General features: G+C 70.1%; 19 protein-coding genes. 11 read left to right on the forward strand and 8 right to left on the reverse strand.

The window, feature by feature from the left end:
- The first annotated feature begins 128 nt into the window (after positions 1–128).
- On the forward strand, positions 129–1,052 hold the full coding sequence (locus RWQ91_RS11100) for a trypsin-like peptidase domain-containing protein (RefSeq protein ID WP_314505962.1): 924 nt from the start codon (positions 129–131) through the stop codon (positions 1,050–1,052).
- 10 nt (positions 1,053–1,062) lie between these two features.
- On the opposite strand, the gene RWQ91_RS11105 is transcribed toward RWQ91_RS11100, so the two are convergent.
- Entirely contained in the window at positions 1,063–2,127 is a 1,065-nt protein-coding gene (locus RWQ91_RS11105; RefSeq protein ID WP_314505964.1) for an alpha/beta hydrolase, read from the reverse strand.
- 110 nt (positions 2,128–2,237) lie between these two features.
- On the opposite strand from RWQ91_RS11105, the gene RWQ91_RS11110 reads away from it, so the two are divergent.
- The gene (locus tag RWQ91_RS11110; RefSeq protein WP_314505966.1) at positions 2,238–3,023 is read left to right on the forward strand and encodes a DUF4239 domain-containing protein; all 786 of its coding nucleotides are present in this window, start codon (positions 2,238–2,240) and stop codon (positions 3,021–3,023) included.
- On the opposite strand, the gene RWQ91_RS11115 is transcribed toward RWQ91_RS11110, so the two are convergent.
- From RWQ91_RS11115 to RWQ91_RS11135, 5 genes are read right to left on the reverse strand one after another with little or no spacing between them, the layout of a single operon-like run.
- A complete protein-coding gene (locus RWQ91_RS11115; protein WP_314505969.1) occupies positions 2,995–3,990 on the reverse strand; it encodes a squalene cyclase in 996 nt (331 codons plus the stop codon). The genes RWQ91_RS11110 and RWQ91_RS11115 overlap by 29 nt on opposite strands.
- Positions 3,991–4,028: 38 nt before the next feature.
- Entirely contained in the window at positions 4,029–4,790 is a 762-nt protein-coding gene (locus RWQ91_RS11120) for an ABC transporter permease (protein ID WP_314505971.1), read from the reverse strand.
- Positions 4,787–5,584 (reverse strand): ATP-binding cassette domain-containing protein, encoded by a 798-nt coding sequence (locus RWQ91_RS11125; protein ID WP_314505973.1) that lies wholly within the window; start codon positions 5,582–5,584, stop codon positions 4,787–4,789. Before RWQ91_RS11125 ends, RWQ91_RS11120 begins: the two co-directional genes overlap by 4 nt.
- Positions 5,581–5,955, reverse strand: coding sequence for a DUF1048 domain-containing protein (locus RWQ91_RS11130; RefSeq protein ID WP_314505975.1), 375 nt, complete (start codon positions 5,953–5,955; stop codon positions 5,581–5,583). Before RWQ91_RS11130 ends, RWQ91_RS11125 begins: the two co-directional genes overlap by 4 nt.
- A 2-nt stretch (positions 5,956–5,957) precedes the next feature.
- On the reverse strand, positions 5,958–6,302 hold the full coding sequence (locus RWQ91_RS11135; RefSeq protein WP_314505977.1) for a PadR family transcriptional regulator: 345 nt from the start codon (positions 6,300–6,302) through the stop codon (positions 5,958–5,960).
- Positions 6,303–6,494: 192 nt separating this feature from the next.
- On the opposite strand from RWQ91_RS11135, the gene RWQ91_RS11140 reads away from it, so the two are divergent.
- From RWQ91_RS11140 to RWQ91_RS11155, 4 genes are all read left to right on the forward strand, one after another.
- Positions 6,495–7,517 (forward strand): 3-oxoacyl-ACP synthase III, encoded by a 1,023-nt coding sequence (locus RWQ91_RS11140; protein ID WP_314505978.1) that lies wholly within the window; start codon positions 6,495–6,497, stop codon positions 7,515–7,517.
- Positions 7,514–10,189, forward strand: a complete 2,676-nt coding sequence (locus tag RWQ91_RS11145) for an alpha/beta fold hydrolase (protein ID WP_314505979.1) — start codon at positions 7,514–7,516, stop codon at positions 10,187–10,189. The genes RWQ91_RS11140 and RWQ91_RS11145 overlap by 4 nt, the downstream gene beginning before the upstream one ends.
- A complete protein-coding gene (locus RWQ91_RS11150) occupies positions 10,186–11,151 on the forward strand; it encodes an NAD-dependent epimerase/dehydratase family protein (protein WP_314505981.1) in 966 nt (321 codons plus the stop codon). Before RWQ91_RS11145 ends, RWQ91_RS11150 begins: the two co-directional genes overlap by 4 nt.
- Before the next feature lie 113 nt (positions 11,152–11,264).
- Positions 11,265–11,783 carry a Rho termination factor N-terminal domain-containing protein gene (locus tag RWQ91_RS11155; protein ID WP_314505982.1) on the forward strand — a complete coding sequence of 173 codons (519 nt, stop codon included), beginning with the start codon at positions 11,265–11,267 and terminating at the stop codon, positions 11,781–11,783.
- Positions 11,784–11,813: 30 nt separating this feature from the next.
- Here the strand turns inward: RWQ91_RS11155 and RWQ91_RS11160 are convergent, their stop codons facing one another.
- Both RWQ91_RS11160 and RWQ91_RS11165 read right to left on the reverse strand, forming a co-directional pair.
- On the reverse strand, positions 11,814–12,632 hold the full coding sequence (locus tag RWQ91_RS11160) for an AAA family ATPase (protein WP_314505983.1): 819 nt from the start codon (positions 12,630–12,632) through the stop codon (positions 11,814–11,816).
- A 39-nt stretch (positions 12,633–12,671) separates the two neighbouring features.
- On the reverse strand, positions 12,672–13,076 hold the full coding sequence (locus RWQ91_RS11165) for a hypothetical protein (protein ID WP_314505985.1): 405 nt from the start codon (positions 13,074–13,076) through the stop codon (positions 12,672–12,674).
- 216 nt (positions 13,077–13,292) lie between these two features.
- On the opposite strand from RWQ91_RS11165, the gene RWQ91_RS11170 reads away from it, so the two are divergent.
- From RWQ91_RS11170 to RWQ91_RS11190, 5 genes are all read left to right on the forward strand, one after another.
- Positions 13,293–14,189 carry an SDR family oxidoreductase gene (locus tag RWQ91_RS11170; protein WP_314506300.1) on the forward strand — a complete coding sequence of 299 codons (897 nt, stop codon included), beginning with the start codon at positions 13,293–13,295 and terminating at the stop codon, positions 14,187–14,189.
- Between the two features lie 69 nt (positions 14,190–14,258).
- A complete protein-coding gene (locus RWQ91_RS11175; RefSeq protein WP_314505987.1) occupies positions 14,259–14,399 on the forward strand; it encodes a hypothetical protein in 141 nt (46 codons plus the stop codon).
- 18 nt (positions 14,400–14,417) lie between these two features.
- Positions 14,418–15,737, forward strand: coding sequence for an APC family permease (locus RWQ91_RS11180; RefSeq protein WP_314505989.1), 1,320 nt, complete (start codon positions 14,418–14,420; stop codon positions 15,735–15,737).
- Between the two features lie 137 nt (positions 15,738–15,874).
- Positions 15,875–16,048 (forward strand): hypothetical protein, encoded by a 174-nt coding sequence (locus RWQ91_RS11185; RefSeq protein WP_314505991.1) that lies wholly within the window; start codon positions 15,875–15,877, stop codon positions 16,046–16,048.
- Between the two features lie 94 nt (positions 16,049–16,142).
- The gene (locus tag RWQ91_RS11190) at positions 16,143–17,201 is read left to right on the forward strand and encodes a LacI family DNA-binding transcriptional regulator (protein ID WP_314505993.1); all 1,059 of its coding nucleotides are present in this window, start codon (positions 16,143–16,145) and stop codon (positions 17,199–17,201) included.
- The last annotated feature ends 61 nt before the right edge of the window (positions 17,202–17,262 follow it).

Here is a 17,262-nt window from a genome sequence, read left to right on the forward strand (position 1 = left end):
AGGCGGATGCCGGCCCGCTGCGAACGGGATTGACGACGTCCCCGCAGCCGCGTAGAGCCGAACGCCTCGGCGGGTGCGCCCTCGGCGAACTCCGCCGCCCGTCACGCCGCCGGTGCTGAGATGGGAGCATGAGCGACCAAGACGCGCTGGACGCGTACTCCGCGGCGGTGGTGCGGATCGCCGAGACCCTGCTGCCGTCCGTGGCGGCGGTGTCCGTGCGGTCGGCCCGCGGATCCGGCGCCGGCAGCGCATCGGTGATCACCGACTCCGGGCATCTGCTCACGAGTGCGCACGTGGTGGCGGGTGCGACGCGGGCCGAAGTGGCCTTCTCTGACGGCTCGGTTCTCGACGCCCACATCGTGGGGAGCGATCCCCTGTCGGATCTCGCCGTCCTGCACGCCGACGGCCGCACGCCCGCGCCCGTGCCGTGGGGCGACGCGTCGAAGCTCCGCGTGGGTCAGCTCGTCGTCGCCCTCGGCAACCCGCTCGGCATGGCCGGCAGCGTCACCGCCGGCATCGTGTCGGCGCTCGGCCGCTCGCTGCCGACGCAGTCCGGTCGCGTGGTGGACGAAGTGATTCAGACGGATGCCGCACTCAACCCCGGCAACAGCGGCGGCGTCCTCGCCGACAGCGCGGGGCGCATGGTCGGGGTGAACACCGCGGTCGCCGGGATCGGCCTGGGGCTCGCGGTGCCGATCAACACGAGCACGCGCGACATCATCGACGCCCTGATCACCCGGGGCCGGGTTCGGCGGGCGTGGCTCGGCGTGGCGGGCACCCAGGTGACCCTGACCCCGGAACTGGCGCAGCGCGTGGGGTCGCGCACGGGGATGCAGGTGGCCGCGGTCATCGACGGCAGCCCGGCCGCGAGCGCGGGAGCGCGTCGCGGCGACATCGTCATCACGATCGATCACACTCCGGTCGTCAGCGCGACCGAGCTGCAGCGTTTGATGGTCGAGCACGCCATCGGCCGGCGCATGGAGTTGACGGTGTGGCGCAACGGGGCGCTGGTGGACATCGTCGTGGAGCCCGAGGAGTTGCGCACGCCGTGAGGCGCGGGCGTCAGCGTGCCGGCGCGGTCACCTCGGCCAGCCAGTCGATCGTCGCGGTCAGCGCCTCCTGGGCCTCGGGCCGGTCGAGGTGAAACTGGTACTCGTGGGGCAGCTGCGGCTCGTGCGGGGCCGACCAGAACAGTTCCGTCACGGGAACGTTCAGGTCGGCGAGGCGCTGCGCCATCGGGATCGACTGCAGCCAGGTGAGGCCGTCCCCGTTGCCGCCGCTGATGTAGGTGGGGGGAAAGTCTTCGGTGACGAACTCGATCGTCGACATCGTCGCGCCGGAGGGCAGCTCCGACCAGTCCTTCGTCCCGGTGTAGGCCCACAGCGCCACCTTGAACCCCCACGCGGGCAGTCCGTTCAACTCCGCCATCGCACGCAGGTCGTAGACGCCGCAGTTGAGGATCACCCCGGCCAGCTGCTCGGCATCCAACGACGACTCCATCCCCACCAGCTGCGCATAGCGCGGGCTGGTGGCGAGCGTCGCCAGCTGACTCGCCAGCTGAGCTCCCGCCGAATCACCGGCCAGCACGATCTGGGTCGGGTCGACGCTGTACTCATCGGCGTGCGCGAGGATGTGGGCCAGCGCCGCGTTGAGCTGGGTCAGCGCGGTGGGATAGGTCTGCTCCGGGCCGAGGCTGTAGTCCACGCCGATCGTCGTGTACCCCTCGGCCGCGAGGATACGGAGGTAGGGATCGACGTTCTCCGCGGATCCCGAGATCCATGCCCCGCCGTGCACCCACACGATCGTCGGCAGCAGGTCGCCTTCCTCGGCGGGCGTGTGGAGGTCGAAGGTCGTATCCGCGCCGCCGTCGGCGTAGGGCACGTCATCGAGCTCGCGAAGACCGGATGCCGGAGCATACGGCTCCATCTCGGCGACGGCGGCCGCTCCGCCCTGCTGGAAGACCGCGCGGATGAGCATCGCCGACGGCCACGGGGTGAGCGAGGTCACGACCGCCACGACGAGCAGCAGCCCGACGACCACGCCGGCCGGGATGAGCACCCTTCGCCACCGGCGCCTCGCGCGCCCACCGTCGGACGGCTCATCGCTCGTGCTGCTGTCCCCACGCATGCCCCTCAGTGTGTCAGTGCCGACGCCGCTCCTGCGCACATCGGGGCGACCCGCCGACGCCGGAAAGCAGCCTTCTGGCGTCCGGCCGAAGGTCGGGCCACAATGCACTCATGTGGCTGTACGAGGTACCGGTCGCGGTCGCCCTGCCGCTGTTCGTCGCGCTATTCGTCGGCATCTCGCTCCTGATCGTTCTCGTGCTCCGCAGGTGGATTCCCCGTGACGGCGATGGGGGGCCGGAGTGGGATCGGGTGCTCGGCTACGCGATGGCCTCATACGGCGTCCTCTACGGGGTCACCCTCGCGCTCATCGCCGCCGCCTCGTACGAGGACTACCGGGGAGTGGAGGAGATCGTCCTGCAGGAGACCTCCGCGATCTCGGTGCTCTATCGCGATGCATCCGGCTTTCCGGAACCGATCGGCAGCGAGCTGCAGTCGGTGCTGATCGAGTACACGGACGACGTGATCAACGTGGACTGGGTGCGTCAGGCCGGCGGCGTGATCCCGTCGCACACATCCCCGCAGCTCACCGAGATCGAGCAGCTACTGTTCGACTTCCAACCGGCGAACGAATCCGAGTCGAACCTGCACGCGGCGACGATCAGCGCGTTCAACCAGTTCCTCGCCGATCGCGGAGCGCGCATCGGTGCCACCGCACAGGAGATTCCCCCCATCCTCTGGGTCGTCCTGTACGTCGGCGCCTTCATCAACGCGGTGCTGATCGGCCTGGTCGAGGTCCGACGGCTCCGCAGCCACCTCCTGATGGCGGGGCTGGTGGCGGCGTTCGTCGGCTTGGTGATCTTCGCGATCGCGAGCTTCGACCACGTCTACGCGGGTGAAGTGGCGATCGACACGACTCTGTTCGAAGAGCTCAAGAACTCGCTGCTGGGGACTCCCTGACGGATCCGCCCTCCCACCATTCGAGCACGCGCGCGCCGATCAGAGTGAGCCAGCGCGACGGCTGACCTTCGGGCACGTCGACGTCGAACCAGGTGCGTCCGGCGAGCGGGGTGGTCTGCAGCCACGTCCCGTCCGGCTGACGCGCGGAACGGACGACCTCGACCGCGTCCGCGAGCCGGGCATCCGGATCGGACCGTTCGTGCAGGGACGCGTCGCGGAAGTGATCGAGCGCCGCGAGTGCGCTGTACCGGTGCCGGTTCGGGTAGACGAACCGGCTCACGAACTCGCCGACGGGCTCTCCGGTGCTCAGCCGGTTCAGAAGGTGCCGCTCGAGCAGGTACTCCTCTCCGCCGTGCCGTGCATCGCGCAACGCCCGATCGCCGGTGAGCTGCTCGTAGGCGAGCATGCCGCGCACGGCGTTCAGAGTGGAGTGGAACGACGAGCGCACGGAGTCGCCCTCTTCGGCCTCGCAGTTCCAGCCGCCGTCGGCGAGTCGGTGCCCCGGGAACCACGCGGCCAGCGCGGACACATCGGCCCCGAGCCAGGCGCCGCTGGCCAGCGTGTACGAGTTGATGCACACGTCGACCTCGCCGCCCCAGTAGGGAAGGTCGTCGTACTCCCAGCGACTGTTCGCCGCCAGCTTCTCAGCGGTCCCGGCGAGCGCCGACGCATCCAGCCCCCACTCGCGGAGGTCCTTGAGCGCCCACGTCGTCGCCACCCACGGCTGCCCCGGCTCTTTCGCCTCCGGGCTGTCGAAGAACCCGGCCGGAAAGAACGCTCCCCCGGCCCACTGGCCGTCGGCATCCTGCTTCGCGAGCAGTGCCGCGCCGAATCCCTCGGTCGCCACCCGCGCCCGCGTCGCCTCCCACACTCCCGGCGGCGCGGCGGCGAGGTCGCGTTCGACCTGCCACCGCAGCGCGGGATCGGAGTCGGGCAGCCAGTCCAGAAGCCGGGGGGCGGTCGTCATGCAGGAACGCTACCGACCGCCCCCGACAATCGAGAGCGTCAGCCCATCCGCCGGCGATAGATCGCCATCGCGCCGAGGTACGCCACGATCAGGATGCCGACGCACCAGGCGAGGGCGACCCAGATGTCATCGCCCACGGGCTGCCCCGCGAACAGCGCACGGATCGAATTCACGATCGGGGTCACCGGCTGGTTCTCGGCGAACCAGGCGACCGGAGCCGGCATGGTGTCCGTCGGCACGAACGCCGAGCTGATGAACGGCAGGAAGATCAGCGGATACGAGAACGCGCTCGCCCCGTCGACCGTCTTGGCGGACAGGCCTGCGATCACCGCCAGCCACGTGAGCGCGAGGGTGAACAGGATGAGGATGCCGACCACGGCGAGCCAGGCCCACACGCTCGCACCGGTGCGGAATCCCATGATGAACGCGACGCCGATCACGACCGCCAGGGAGATGAGGTTGGCGACCAGCGAGGTGAGCACGTGCGCCCAGAGCGCGCTGGAGCGCGCGGTCGGCATGGACTGGAACCGCTGGAAGATGCCGCCCTGCAGGTCCAGGAACAGCCGGTACGCCGTGTAGGCGATGCCCGACGCGATGGTGATGAGCAGGATGCCGGGCAGCATGTAGTCGATGTACGAGGACGATCCGGTGTCGATCGCCCCGCCGAAGACGAAGACGAACAGGATCATGATCGCCACCGGGGTGACGGCGGTCGTGATGATGGTGTCGGGGCTGCGCAGGATGTGCCGGAGCGACCGTCCGGTCAGCACGGCGGTGTCGCCGGCGAAGTGGGCGGTCATGATCGTTCCTCCGATTCCGTCGCGGCAGCCGGTTCGCTGCCGCCTTCACCGACGATCGCGAGGAAGACCTCCTCGAGGGTCGGCTGCTTCTGCACGTACTCGACCTTCGCGGCCGGCAGCAGTTGCTTGAGCTCCGCCAGCGTGCCGTCGACGATGATGCGTCCCTCGTGCAGGATCGCGATCCGGTCGGCCAGCTGCTCGGCCTCATCCAGGTACTGCGTCGTCAGCAGGACGGACGTCCCGCTGTCGGCGAGCTCTTTGACGGTCTGCCAGACCTCGATGCGCGCCTGCGGATCCAGCCCCGTGGTCGGCTCGTCGAGGAAGATGACCGGCGGGTCGCCGATGAGGCTCATCGCGATGTCCAGGCGCCGGCGCATGCCCCCGGAGTACGTTCCCGCCCTCCTGCCCCCCGCTTCGCTGAGCGAGAAGCGGGTGAGCAGGGCGTCGGCGATCGCGCCGGGGTCGCTCAGGTGGCGCAGGCGCGCGATGAGCATCAGGTTCTCCCGGCCGGTGAGGATCTCGTCGACGGCGGCGAACTGGCCGGTGAGGCTGATCGACTCGCGCACCTCCTGCGGCTCGGTCGCCACGTCGAAGCCGTTGACGCTGGCCTCGCCGGCATCCGCGTGCAGCAGGGTGGACAGGATGTTCACGACCGTCGTCTTGCCGGCGCCGTTCGAGCCGAGCAGGGCGAAGATGCTGCCGCGCGCGACGTCGAAGTCGACTCCGCGCAGCACCGACACGTCCTTGAACGACTTCTCCAAGCCCGCGACGCGGATCGCGGTCGCGGTGCTCATTGCTCGTCCTTCGTGCTCAGGCCCTGAATGGTGTCGTTGAGGCGGGAGCGCTCCTTATCGATCCAGCGCTTGCCCGAGTAGGCGGCGGCGAACGCCTCGGCGAACTCCACCGGGTCATCGCCCACGATCTGATCGACCGGCGTGCCGTCGGTCGCCGCCCGCTCCCACAGATCGGCGAAGTCGTTGAGCATCGTCATCATCATCGCCGGGTCGCCGTCGGTGATCCCGCCGTTGTACATGAAGTAGCGCTCGAACGCCTTCGCCGCCGTCGCGTACGGCTCGGGCAGCGCCGCGATGCGGCCCTTGTACCGGCGGTACGCCTTCTTGTCCTCGAGCGACCCCGTGAGGAACTCGATCCACTTCGCAGCCATGATCAGTTCTGCCTTTCGTCGTTGTCCGTGCCGTGGAGCTGTTCGATGCGTTCTGCGAGGAAGCCCCACGTCCTCCAGAACTCTGCGAGCTGGTCGCGCCCGACCGCGTTCAGCGAATACACCTTGCGCGGCGGTCCCTTCTCCGACGCCACCTTCTGCACGTCGACGAATCCCCGCTGCTCGATGCGCACGAGCAGGGCGTAGACCGTGCCCTCCACGAGGTCGGAGAACCCCTCGTCACGCAGGCGGGCGGTGATCTCGTATCCGTACGCGGGACGGTCGGCCAGGATCGCCAGCACGATGCCCTCGAGCGTGCCCTTGAGCATCTCGGTCATCTGATTGCCCATGTCCCATCCGATCTACTCTGCGTTGCTGACTACCACTAGACGGTAACACTGAGTACCGGTAGTTAGCAACACAGAATAGTGAACGGGTCGCGAAGCATAGTCGCGGCGGCTGGTAATTCGAACCCCACCCGAAGCGGCGTAAAGTAGCCCTTTGACGAATCGAGCCTGACGGGCCCATTCAACGGAGGTCCCGTGGCTGGAAATGCGACCACACGTTTTCACGACGTGTCGCTCCTCTCTGTGGCGAGCACTCTGCCCAGCCGGGTGACGACGTCCGAAGACATCGAGGCCCGTCTGTCGGCGTCGCTGCGCCGGCTCAAGCTGCCGGGAGCCCTGCTGGAGCGCGTGGCGGGAGTGCTCGAGCGCCGCAACTGGGCGGCGGGCGAGTCCTCCGACGAGGCCACGGTCTCAGCCGGACGCCGCGCGCTCGCCGAAGCCGGCGTCGATCCGTCCGAGGTGGGTCTGCTGATCAACACCTCCGTGACGCGCAAGCACCTCGAACCGTCCGTGGCCGTCCGCCTGCACCACGGTCTCGGGCTGCCGAGCTCGGCGATCAACTTCGATGTCGCCAACGCCTGCCTGGGCTTCGTGAGCGGCATGAGCCTGGCTGCGAACATGATCGAGTCCGGTCAGATCAAGTACGCCGTGGTCGTCAACGGCGAGGACGCCGACGAGATCCAGATCAACACGATCCGCCGGCTGCTCAACGAGGACGTCGACCGCGAGGGCTTCATGAGCGAGTTCGCCTCCCTCACCCTCGGCTCCGGCGCCGCTGCGGCTGTGCTGGGCCGGGCCTCCGAGCACCCCGATGGTCACCGCATCCTCGGCGGCGTCACGCGCGCCGCGACGCAGTTCCACGAGCTGTGCGTCGGCAGCGTCGACGGCATGTTCACCGACGCCAAGGCGCTTCTCAAGGGCGGTCTCGACCTCGTCGTCTCGGCGTGGAAAGAGGCGGCCGGCGAGTGGAACTGGTCGTCGATGGACCGCTACATCACCCACCAGGTGTCGTCCGTGCACACGAACGCGATCGTGAAGGCCGCGAAGCTCGACCGCTCCCGGGTGCCGATCACCTTCCCGAAGTACGGCAACGTGGGTCCGGCATCCATCCCGATCACCCTGGTCGAAGAGCAGGCGACGCTGCGCAAGGGCGATCGCGTGCTGCTGATGGGCGTCGGCTCGGGCCTGAACACCGCCATGATGGAGCTCGCCTGGTGAGTGCGGCCGCCGGCCTTCCTCCCGCCGGTCTTCCCGGACTCGATCCGTCCTACAGCCGTCTCGTGCCCGTGCCGGGAACGGGGGTGGATGCCGGGCGCACCCGCGACTGGCACTGCCTTGACACCGCCGGCGAGCTCGCCCGCCGCGGTCTGCCGCCCCTCGGCACGATCCTCGCGGTGCACGGCAACCCGACGTGGTCCTACCTCTGGCGGGCGATCGCTGCGGCGTCCGTGCGCGCCGCCGAGGCCGGTGCACCGGCCTGGCGCGTGATCGCCGTCGATCAGCTGGACATGGGCTTCTCGGAGCGCACCCACGTGCACCGCCCCCTGGCGCAGCGCGTCGCGGATCTCGGCGCGTTCACCGACGCGCTTGCCCTCGAAGGGCCGGTGGTCACGCTCGGCCACGACTGGGGCGGGGTGATCTCCCTCGGCTGGGCGGTCGATCACCCGGCGCTGCTGGCCGGGGTCATGCTGCTGAACACGGCAGTCAGTCATCCGGACGGCATCCCGATCCCCGCTCCCCTGCGCGTCGCGCGTGCGCGCGGCATGCTCGCCGCGTCGACGGTTGACACGACCGCGTTCCTCGATACGACGCTGGCCCTGGCGTCACCGGGACTGGATGCCGCGACCAAGGCCGCCTACCGTGCCCCGTACCGGTCGGCCGAACGGCGCCGCGCGATCGGCGGGTTCGTCGAAGACATCCCCGTCGATTCCGCACACGAGAGCCATGCGGAGCTTCAGCGGATCGCCGCGGGTGTCGCCGCGCTCGATGTGCCGGCGCTGCTGCTGTGGGGTCCGACGGATCCCATCTTCAGCGACCGCTACCTCGACGACCTCATCGACCGGCTGCCGCACGCCGATGTGCACCGCTTCGAGCGCGCCGGTCACATGATCGCCGAGGAGCGACCGTACGCGGATGCCGTCCTGACCTGGCTCGGCGACAACGAAGACAGGCTCACCGGTCGTGACGTGTCATCGCCGCGCGCTGCTGTGGCCGGCGGGGCCGAATCCGACGGGGTGTTCGTGCCGATCTGGCGCGGCCTGGATGACCGCCGGGATGACGATGAAGTCGCGATCGTCGACATGTCCTCGGGCGGCTCGGCCGGGCCGCGGCGCGTGAGCTGGCGCCTGCTCGATGACCGCGTCCGGCGCATCGCCGCGGGGCTCCACCGCATCGGCGTCCGCCCCGGCGACCGGGTCTCGCTGCTCGTCCCGCCCGGACCCACCTTATCGGCCGTCGTCTACGCGTGCCTGCGGATCGGCGCCGTGGTCGTCGTCGCCGACGCCGGGCTCGGCATCCGCGGTCTGACGCGCGCCGTCCGCGGAGCCTGGCCCGACGTCGTTATCGGCGAAGCGGTGGGACTGGCCGCCGCCCGCACGCTGGGCTGGCCGGGCGTGCGCATCTCGACCGCCGCGCTGCCGAAAGCCTCGGCGGCGCTTCTCGGTGTCGCGCACAGCCTCGGCGACCTCGTGGCGCTCGGCGCCGACGCGGCGCTTCCGCCGGAGCCGGCCGCCGATGATCCGGCCGCGATCCTGTTCACCTCCGGCTCGACCGGTCCGGCCAAGGGCGTCGCCTACACCCACCGCCAGCTCTCCGCCCTGCGCGACGTGCTGGCCGCCCATTTCGGCGTGACGGACGACACCGGGCTCGTGACCGGCTTCGCCCCCTTCGCCCTGCTCGGCCCGGCGCTCGGCACCCGCTCGGTGACCCCGCGCATGGACGTGTCCGCCCCACGGACCCTGACCGCGAGCGCCGTCGCCGCGGCGCTGCGAGAATCCCGCGCCGAGATCGTCTTCCTCTCCCCCGCCGCCGTGCTCAACGTCGTCGACACCGCCGACCGGCTCACCCCGGCCGATCGCGAGGCGCTGGCCCGCGTACGCACGTTCCTCTCGACCGGCGCGCCGATCGGCGTGGGGCTGCTCGAGTCCGCGGCCCGGCTGATGCCGAATGCCACACCGCACACGCCGTACGGAATGACCGAGTGCCTGCTCGTCACCGACGTGACCCTCGACGGGGTGCACGACGCCGCCGAGTCGCCCGACGCCGGGGTCTGCGTCGGAATCCCGATCGGCGCCAATCGCGTGCTGATCAGCGCGCTGGATGCCGAGGGCCGCGCGACCGGGACGCCGGGCGTCGAGCGGGGAGTGCTCGGCGAGATCGTCGTGTCGGCTCTGCACCTGAAGGACCACTACGACCGCCTCTGGCTCACCGATCGGGCAGCCGTGCGCGACACGGCCGCGCTCGAGGGCGACGGCGCGCGCTGGCATCGCACCGGCGACGTCGGGCACCTCGATGAGCGCGGCCGGCTGTGGGTCGAGGGACGCATGCCGCACGTCATCGTCTCCGCCGACGGACCCCTCGCACCGGTCGGCCCCGAGCAGCAGGTCGAGCGCGTCCCGGCTGTGCGCCGGGCCGCGGTCGTCGGCATCGGTCCGGAGGGGCTCCGTCAGGCCGTCGCGGTCGTCGAGACGCTGCCGCCGGCACGCCGGCCCGGCCTTGCCGAGCCGGAGCTGACCCGTGCCGTGCGCGAGAGCTGCGGCATCCCGCTGGTCGCCGTCCTCGCCGTCCCGCACCTGCCGACCGACATCCGTCACAACTCGAAGATCGACCGCTCCCGGCTGTCGGTCTGGGCGGATCGCCTCCTCGCCGGCCGGAAGCCGACCGCGCCGTGATCGTGCTCGTCACCGGCGCGTCCGGGTTCCTCGGCCGCGCCGTCGCGGCGGAGCTGGTCGCCGCCGGCCACCAGGTGCAGACGCTCCAGCGGCGTCCGTCAGGAGTCGACGGCGCGACGGACATGCTCGGGTCGATCACGGACCCGGATGCCGTCTCGGCGGCAGTGGGCGGCGCCGACGGTGTCGTGCACCTCGCCGCGAAGGTCTCTCTCGCGGGAGCGCCTGCGGAGTTCCACGCGGTCAACGTCGACGGAACGCGCGCGATGCTGGACGCCGCCGAGCGCGCCGGAGTGACGCGCTTCGTGCAGGTGTCGTCGCCGTCCGTCGCTCACGCCGGCTCCGCGCTCGCGGGCGTGGGCGCCGAGTCCGCCGATCCCGCGCGTGCACGGGGCGAGTACGCGCGGACGAAGGCCGAGGCCGAGCTGCTCGCGCTCGCGCGCGACGCTCCGACCTTCCACGTCGTGGCGGTCCGCCCGCACATCGTCTGGGGTCCGGGCGACACGCAGCTCGTCGAACGGGTCGTCGACCGTGCCCGTCGGGGGCGGCTGCCGCTGCTGGACGGCGGCACCGCGCTGATCGATTCGACCTACATCGAGAATGCGGCGACCGGCATCCGCGCCGCGCTCGACCGCGCCGACCAGGCGCACGGCAACGCCTACGTCCTGACGAACGGCGAGCCCCGGCCGGTCGGCGATCTGCTCGCCGGCATCTGCCTGGCCGCCGGGGTGCAGCCGCCGCGATGGAGCGTTCCGGCATCGGTCGCCCGCGCCGCGGGATCGGCGATCGAGCGCATCTGGGCCATTGCGCCCGGCGACGACGAGCCGCCGATGACGCGGTTCCTGGCCGAACAGCTCTCGACCGCGCACTGGTTCGACCAGCGCGAGACCCGCCGCGCCCTCGATTGGACGCCGAGCGTGTCGATCGACGAGGGCCTGCGTCGCCTCGCCGCGTACGGCCGCTGACCCGACCTCGCGGCGCCCGTGGCCGGCGATCATTTCGTGTCAACCGGGTGAAACCGCCGCGCGACGCGCCTACGGTGAGCCATACAGGAGTTCGTCCCCCACGGAGGTGCATCATGTCGAAGTCCAAGAAGAGCAGCGGCAGCAAGAAGGCCGAAGCCGAGGGCAAGGATGCCCTGAAGAAGGCCAAGAAGGCCCTGACGAAGGCGCGCAAGGCCGTCTCGGCTGCTCGGGAGGCGGTGAAGAATTCGAACAAGAAGCTGCGTCGACGAGCTTCTGCCCTCTCCGCAGACGCGGACGCGCTGTCGTCGACACTGGCGAAGGCGAACCGCGACGCCCTCAGTTCGACCGACGCTTCCGAGAAGCAGGCTGCGAACACCGCCAGCGCGAAAACGGGGAGCGACCCCCGCCCGGCGGAGCCCGTCCTGGTGGTCAGCGCCGCACCGGCGCCGACGCCGTCCTCACCCGCCCCGAGTGCAGGCGCGGATCTGACTCCGCCTCTGCCGACCCCGGAACCGGCCGCCCCGACGCTCCTCGAGCTGCGTCAGCGCGCGCGCGATCAGAAGATCCCGGGATACTCGCGCCTCAACAAGGCGGACCTCATCGCCGCCCTCGATCGGGCCGAACAGGCGTGACCGCGCGTCGCTAGCGCCACGACGGCTCCGTCACTCGGAAGCCGGTCGCTCCCCAGTGTCGGGCTCGGCGCGCAGCACGTCGGCGATCTCCTCCTCCGGCCGCGGCGGAATCGTCTCATCGACCTCGATCTGCGGAACGCTCGGCTCGCCCGGGCTGGGCACGTGCGGGGCATCGTCGGACTGCGCGACCGTGCGGGGCATGCCGTTCTTTCGTCGACTCATTCTTCGATTCTCGCCGCCCGACGCCCGCGGCGGGTCGCCGAGCGTCCGCCGTTCGGCTCCGGCCCGAGCGGATTCCGCCAGCGGACCGCTCAGCCAGGCCTCGGTCTCGCGGGGCGACCGCAGCCGCACGATCGGCAGTTCGGGATGCTGCGCCTCGAGGCGCGGCATCCGTTCGCGGTATTTGTGCCGCGTGGCCACCGCCCACCGCACGATGTGCTCGCGATCGGTGAAGAAGGTGTGCAGGGGTGGTTCGATGTTGCCGTTCCACAGCTGCTCCCGCGTGAGGCGGCGATGCAGAGTCCTGCGGATCACGCGCGGCAGGGTCACGGTCGCGAACCGAACGTCGAGCCAGACGAGCAGGTCTGCACGCTCCGAGAGGATCGGGCGGGCATCGGCGTACTGCCACTCGGTGGTCCAGGCCTCGTTCGCGACCAGAGCGCGCACCTCGTCGAGGAACTCCGGCCGCGGCATCCAGTCAGCCCCGTGGTACAGCCCGTCGATCTCGGTGTGCGGGGCGTCGATCATCGCGGCGATGCGTCCGGCGAGGGTGGTCTTGCCCGATCCCGAGACGCCGGCGACGACGACCCGCTGCGGCCGCAGCGGCAACGGGTCGTCGTAGGCCAGCACCGTCCCGATGGTAGCGGGGCGGTCAGCCTCGGCGCCTGCTTACTTCTGGTCCTTCAGCTCGCGACCGTGCACCGTCAGCGCGTAGATGATCAGCACGTCGACGGCGAGGATCGCCAGCGACAGCCACGGCTGGGTGGGAAGGAGGGCGAACTGTCCGACCGCGTTCAGCGCGACCAGGATGATCGCGACCACGCGGGCCCACGTGGCGCCCGAGAACAGCGCGAGGGCCGTCACGATGAGCAGCGCTCCGGAGATGATGTGCCACCATCCCCAGCCGGCGATGTCGAGGATGAACAGAGGTCCCTCCGGCGACGCCACGTAGGCGGTGTCCGGACCGATCACCGCGGCGATGCCGAAGAACAGGTCGAGGAATCCGGCGATCATCAGCAGAACGCCGGCGAAGACGCCCCAGCCTGTCCACCGAGTCACAGTCGTATCAGTCATTTCATTGCCTTTCGCGAGGTGCGCCGGTCGCGTGCGGGTGCAGCGGAGAACCGGCGCACTTCCGACGGTAGAGCCGCGCCCGAGCACGGCGACTCACTCAGGTGGGGTGATCTTCGGATACGGGGATAGCGGAGTGGTCGGGTGGCGTCAATCCCCGCGGTCGGCAGCGCCGGCGCAGGCAACCTGGTCATCACGACCAGACCGGGAGAGACCACCATGACGCGCGACCAGTACACCTTCACGAATCCTGCCGAGCTGTACGCCGACTTCGACCCGAAGCGCCAGAAGCAGCCGGAGCCCGGGCTCGATGCGGAACTGAGCCCGCGGGCCGATCACGGCGAGAAGACCTATCGCGGCACGGGGCGCCTGGCCGGGCGCAAGGCCCTCATCACCGGTGCCGACTCAGGCATCGGCGCTGCGACCGCGATCGCGTTCGCGCGAGAGGGCGCCGACGTTGCGATGTCCTATCTCCCCGAGGAGGAAGAGGACGCGCAGCGCATCGCGCAGTTGATTCGGGATGCCGGCGCCACGGCGCTGACCCTGCCCGGTGACCTGCGCGACCCGGCGTACTGCCGCGCGCTCGTCGAGGATGCGGTGGAAGGTCTGGGCGGGCTGGACATCCTCGTGAACAACGGCGGCAAGCAGGTCTACAACGAAGACCTCGAGACGCTCGACGACCAGCAGTTCGACGACACGTTCAAGACGAACGTGTACGCGATGTTCTGGATCACCAAGGCCGCACTCGCCTACCTGACCCCGGGCTCGACGATCATCAACACGACCTCTGTTCAGGCATACAACCCCTCCGAAATCCTCGTGGACTACGCCTCGACCAAGGCGACCATCAACACGTTCACGAAGGCCCTCGCGCAGCAGTTGGCACCCAAGGGCATCCGCGTCAACGCCGTCGCGCCCGGTCCGATCTGGACGCCGCTGCAGGTGACCGAGGGCCAGCCGCAGGAGAAGATCGCGCAGTTCGGCGAGCAGACCTCCATCGGCCGCGCCGGACAGCCGGCGGAGCTTGCTCCCGCCTACGTGTTCCTGGCCTCACCGGAGTCGAGTTATGTGATCGGCGAGACGCTCAACGTCAACGGCGGCACGCCCACGCCCTGATCGCCTGACCGCGACACACATCCGACGTCGTGCGCTCCCCGGCGCACGCATTCATCACGGAGGTTTCCCATGCGCGATTCCCACGACAAGCCGCGAGGCCACAGCACCGACCCGGCGGCGGAGGCGGGGTCGGAATCCGCCGAAGAAGGCGAGGCGGCGATGGATGCCGCGCAGGACGCGGTCGTGGATGCCGGCGATGGTGATTCCTGACGTGTGGGTGGGGGGCCGATGAGCACCGAGACGGAGGCGCCCGGCATCCTGAGCAGGCGGATCACCGGACCGCTGCTGTTCGCGTTCATCCTCGGAGATGTGCTGGGCGCCGGCATCTACGCCCTGATGGGGGTGCTCGCCGGCGAGGTCGGCGGCGTGCTGTGGGCGCCGTTGCTGGTCGCGCTCCTGCTGGCGCTGCTCACGGCGGGCTCGTACGCGGAGCTGGTGACGAAGTATCCGCGCGCGGGCGGCGCCGCGGTCTTCGCCGAACGCGCGTTCCGCAACCGGCTCGTGTCGTTCCTCGTGGGCTTCAGCATGCTGGCAGCCGGCGTCACAAGCGCGGCCGGACTGTCCCTCGCCTTCGCCGGCGAGTACCTGGGCACGTTCATCGAGCTGCCGACGATCCCGACCGCGATGGCCTTCCTCGTTGCGATCGCCCTGCTGAATGCGCGGGGCATCCGCGAGTCGATGCGCGCCAACTTCGTCATGACCGCGATCGAGGTGAGCGGACTCGTCATCGTCGTGGTGGCCGTCGCTTTCCTGCTGGGCGGCGGCGGAGGAGACGTGTCGCGCGTCACGCAGCTTCCCGAGGGAACCGGGGTCGCCACCGCAGTGCTGTCGGGATCGATCATCGCCTACTACTCCTTCGTCGGATTCGAGACCTCGGCGAACGTCATCGAAGAGGTCAAGGAGCCGACGAAGATGTACCCGCGCGCGCTGTTCGCGGCGCTCGCCACAGCCGGCATCGTCTACGTGCTCGTGGGGCTCGCGAGCGCGATCGCACTGCCGGCGAGTGACCTTGAGAACTCGAGCGGACCGCTGCTGGATGTGGTCGCGGCGACCGGCGTCGGCATCCCGGCGTGGCTGTTCAGCCTGATCGCGCTCGTCGCCGTCGCCAACGGCGCGCTGCTGACGATGATCATGGCCAGCCGCCTCACCTACGGCATGGCCGAGCAGGGTCTGCTGCCGCCGACCCTCGCGCGCGTCCTCCCCCGTCGGCGCACCCCGTGGGTCGCGATCGTCGCGACCACCGTCGTCGCGATGCTCCTCACCCTGGTCGGCGACCTGGCGACTCTCGCGGAGACCGTGGTGCTGCTGCTGCTGTTCGTCTTCGTCAGCGCGAACGTGTCGGTGCTGGTCCTGCGTCGGGACAGGGTGGATCACCCCCACTTTCGTGTGTGGACCTTCCTGCCCGTCCTGGGCATCGGGTCGTGCATCCTGCTCATGACGCAGCAGCGGCCGATCGTCTGGCTCTTCGCGGCGGCGCTGCTCGCGGTCGGCGTGGTGCTGTACTTCATCGCCCGGTGGGCGGGTCGGCGGGAAGCGACTCGAAGCTGAGTCAGCCCGGACCTCCGGCTGCGGCATCCAGAGCGGTGGCACTTACACCGAGCGATCTGGAGTCGGTTCTTGACCGGTACAGTGCTCTGCGCTACTGTATCGGTACAGAACCTTTCCGACTCGAGAGCAGGTGCATCATGGACCCGCAGTTCTTCTCCATCCTGGGAGTCATCCCCACCCGCGAGATCGCTCGCGGCGGGCTGAACGAACGTGACTCCGAGCACCACGGCGAGACCTGGCGGCTGGGTGTCGTGCCGGACTCCCTCGTGGCCGCGTTCCACCGTCCGGCGCCGGAGTCGCGTGGCCGCTGACTCCCGTCGCGCCGACGACGGCTCCGCCGCCGGCCAGATCACTCCCCGGGTTATGGTGGGGAGCGGATCGGAAGGCGGTGAGCAGGTGGGTCGGGTGACCTTGCAGACCGTCGCCGACGCCGTGGGCGTCAGCCGCATGACCGTCTCCAATGCGTTCTCGCGCCCCGACCAGCTCTCCCCCGCCCTGCGCGAACGGGTGCTCGCCACCGCGGCGGAACTCGGATACTCCGGGCCCGACCCAGCAGGGCGCGCACTGGCCCGCGGCAGTGCCGGCGCCGTCGGCGTCGTCCTGACGGAATCGCTCGGCAACGCCTTCCTGGACCCGGTCGCCGCCGCATTCTTCGGCGCCGTCGCCGAGGAGTTGGCACCCACCGGTCTCGCCGTCTCGCTCATCCCCGCCGACACGATCGGCGAACGCTCCGCGGCCCGCGACCTTCCCATCGACGCCGCCCTGATCTACGCGTGCGCGGGCGACGCCGAGTCGGTCAAGTGGCTGCAGCGCCGCAACCTGCCGATCGTGTCCGTCGATCGCGAGCCCGAACCCACGGGCACCTCGATCCGCCTCGACGAGCGCGCGGGGGGCCGCCTGGCAGCCCAGCACCTGATCGATCTCGGGCACACCGACATCGCCGTCTTCACCATGGATCCGTCACAGGAGGGTTTCGAATGGAACGACGATCCTCGCGCGCGGCTCGACAACCACGTCGCCGATGAGCGTCTTCGCGGCGTGCTGCAGACGATGGATGCCGCGGGCCTGCCTCTTCGGGTCTTCCATGTGAAGGACAACTACGACCACGTCATCGCACCGGGCGCGGCGGCCATCGTGGCCGATCCGGACCGCCCGCACGCCATCATCTGCTTCTCCGACCTCATGGCCGCGGCCATCATCTCCGCGGCGCAGTCCGCCGGCCTCGCCGTGCCTGAAGATCTGTCGGTGGTGGGGTACGACGACAGCTGGCTCGCCACGGCGGTCAGACCTCCCCTCACCACGGTGCGGCAGGACTTCGTCGCCAAGGGACGCGCCGCTGCTCGCGCGCTGGTCCGTGGGATCGACGCCGTGCGGGCGGGTACTCCGCTGCCGCTCCCCGCGGAGGATCTGATCGTTCCGGTCGACCTCGTCGTCCGCGGGAGCACCGGGGCGCCTCGCGCCTGAGGCGTCTTCTGAGTCGGTGGAGCGGCAGATGACCGCGCCCGAGGCGTACATCACCTTCGAC

Origin of the sequence: uncultured Microbacterium sp. (genome assembly GCF_963524805.1) — a bacterium.
Lineage (GTDB): Bacteria > Actinomycetota > Actinomycetes > Actinomycetales > Microbacteriaceae > Microbacterium.

Bases quoted from the DNA above. Each gene is read 5' to 3' on its own strand.
- RWQ91_RS11115 (WP_314505969.1), bottom strand. From the start codon at position 3,990: ATGACGACCGCCCCCCGGCTTCTGGACTGGCTGCCCGACTCCGATCCC.
- RWQ91_RS11185 (WP_314505991.1), top strand. From the start codon at position 15,875: ATGGACCCGCAGTTCTTCTCCATCCTGGGAGTCATCCCCACCCGCGAG.
- RWQ91_RS11155 (WP_314505982.1), top strand. From the start codon at position 11,265: ATGTCGAAGTCCAAGAAGAGCAGCGGCAGCAAGAAGGCCGAAGCCGAG.
- RWQ91_RS11100 (WP_314505962.1), top strand. From the start codon at position 129: ATGAGCGACCAAGACGCGCTGGACGCGTACTCCGCGGCGGTGGTGCGG.
- RWQ91_RS11170 (WP_314506300.1), top strand. From the start codon at position 13,293: ATGACGCGCGACCAGTACACCTTCACGAATCCTGCCGAGCTGTACGCC.
- RWQ91_RS11125 (WP_314505973.1), bottom strand. From the start codon at position 5,584: ATGAGCACCGCGACCGCGATCCGCGTCGCGGGCTTGGAGAAGTCGTTC.
- RWQ91_RS11135 (WP_314505977.1), bottom strand. From the start codon at position 6,302: ATGGGCAATCAGATGACCGAGATGCTCAAGGGCACGCTCGAGGGCATC.
- RWQ91_RS11120 (WP_314505971.1), bottom strand. From the start codon at position 4,790: ATGACCGCCCACTTCGCCGGCGACACCGCCGTGCTGACCGGACGGTCG.
- RWQ91_RS11130 (WP_314505975.1), bottom strand. From the start codon at position 5,955: ATGGCTGCGAAGTGGATCGAGTTCCTCACGGGGTCGCTCGAGGACAAG.
- RWQ91_RS11105 (WP_314505964.1), bottom strand. From the start codon at position 2,127: ATGCGTGGGGACAGCAGCACGAGCGATGAGCCGTCCGACGGTGGGCGC.
- RWQ91_RS11110 (WP_314505966.1), top strand. From the start codon at position 2,238: ATGTGGCTGTACGAGGTACCGGTCGCGGTCGCCCTGCCGCTGTTCGTC.
- RWQ91_RS11180 (WP_314505989.1), top strand. From the start codon at position 14,418: ATGAGCACCGAGACGGAGGCGCCCGGCATCCTGAGCAGGCGGATCACC.
- RWQ91_RS11165 (WP_314505985.1), bottom strand. From the start codon at position 13,076: ATGACTGATACGACTGTGACTCGGTGGACAGGCTGGGGCGTCTTCGCC.
- RWQ91_RS11175 (WP_314505987.1), top strand. From the start codon at position 14,259: ATGCGCGATTCCCACGACAAGCCGCGAGGCCACAGCACCGACCCGGCG.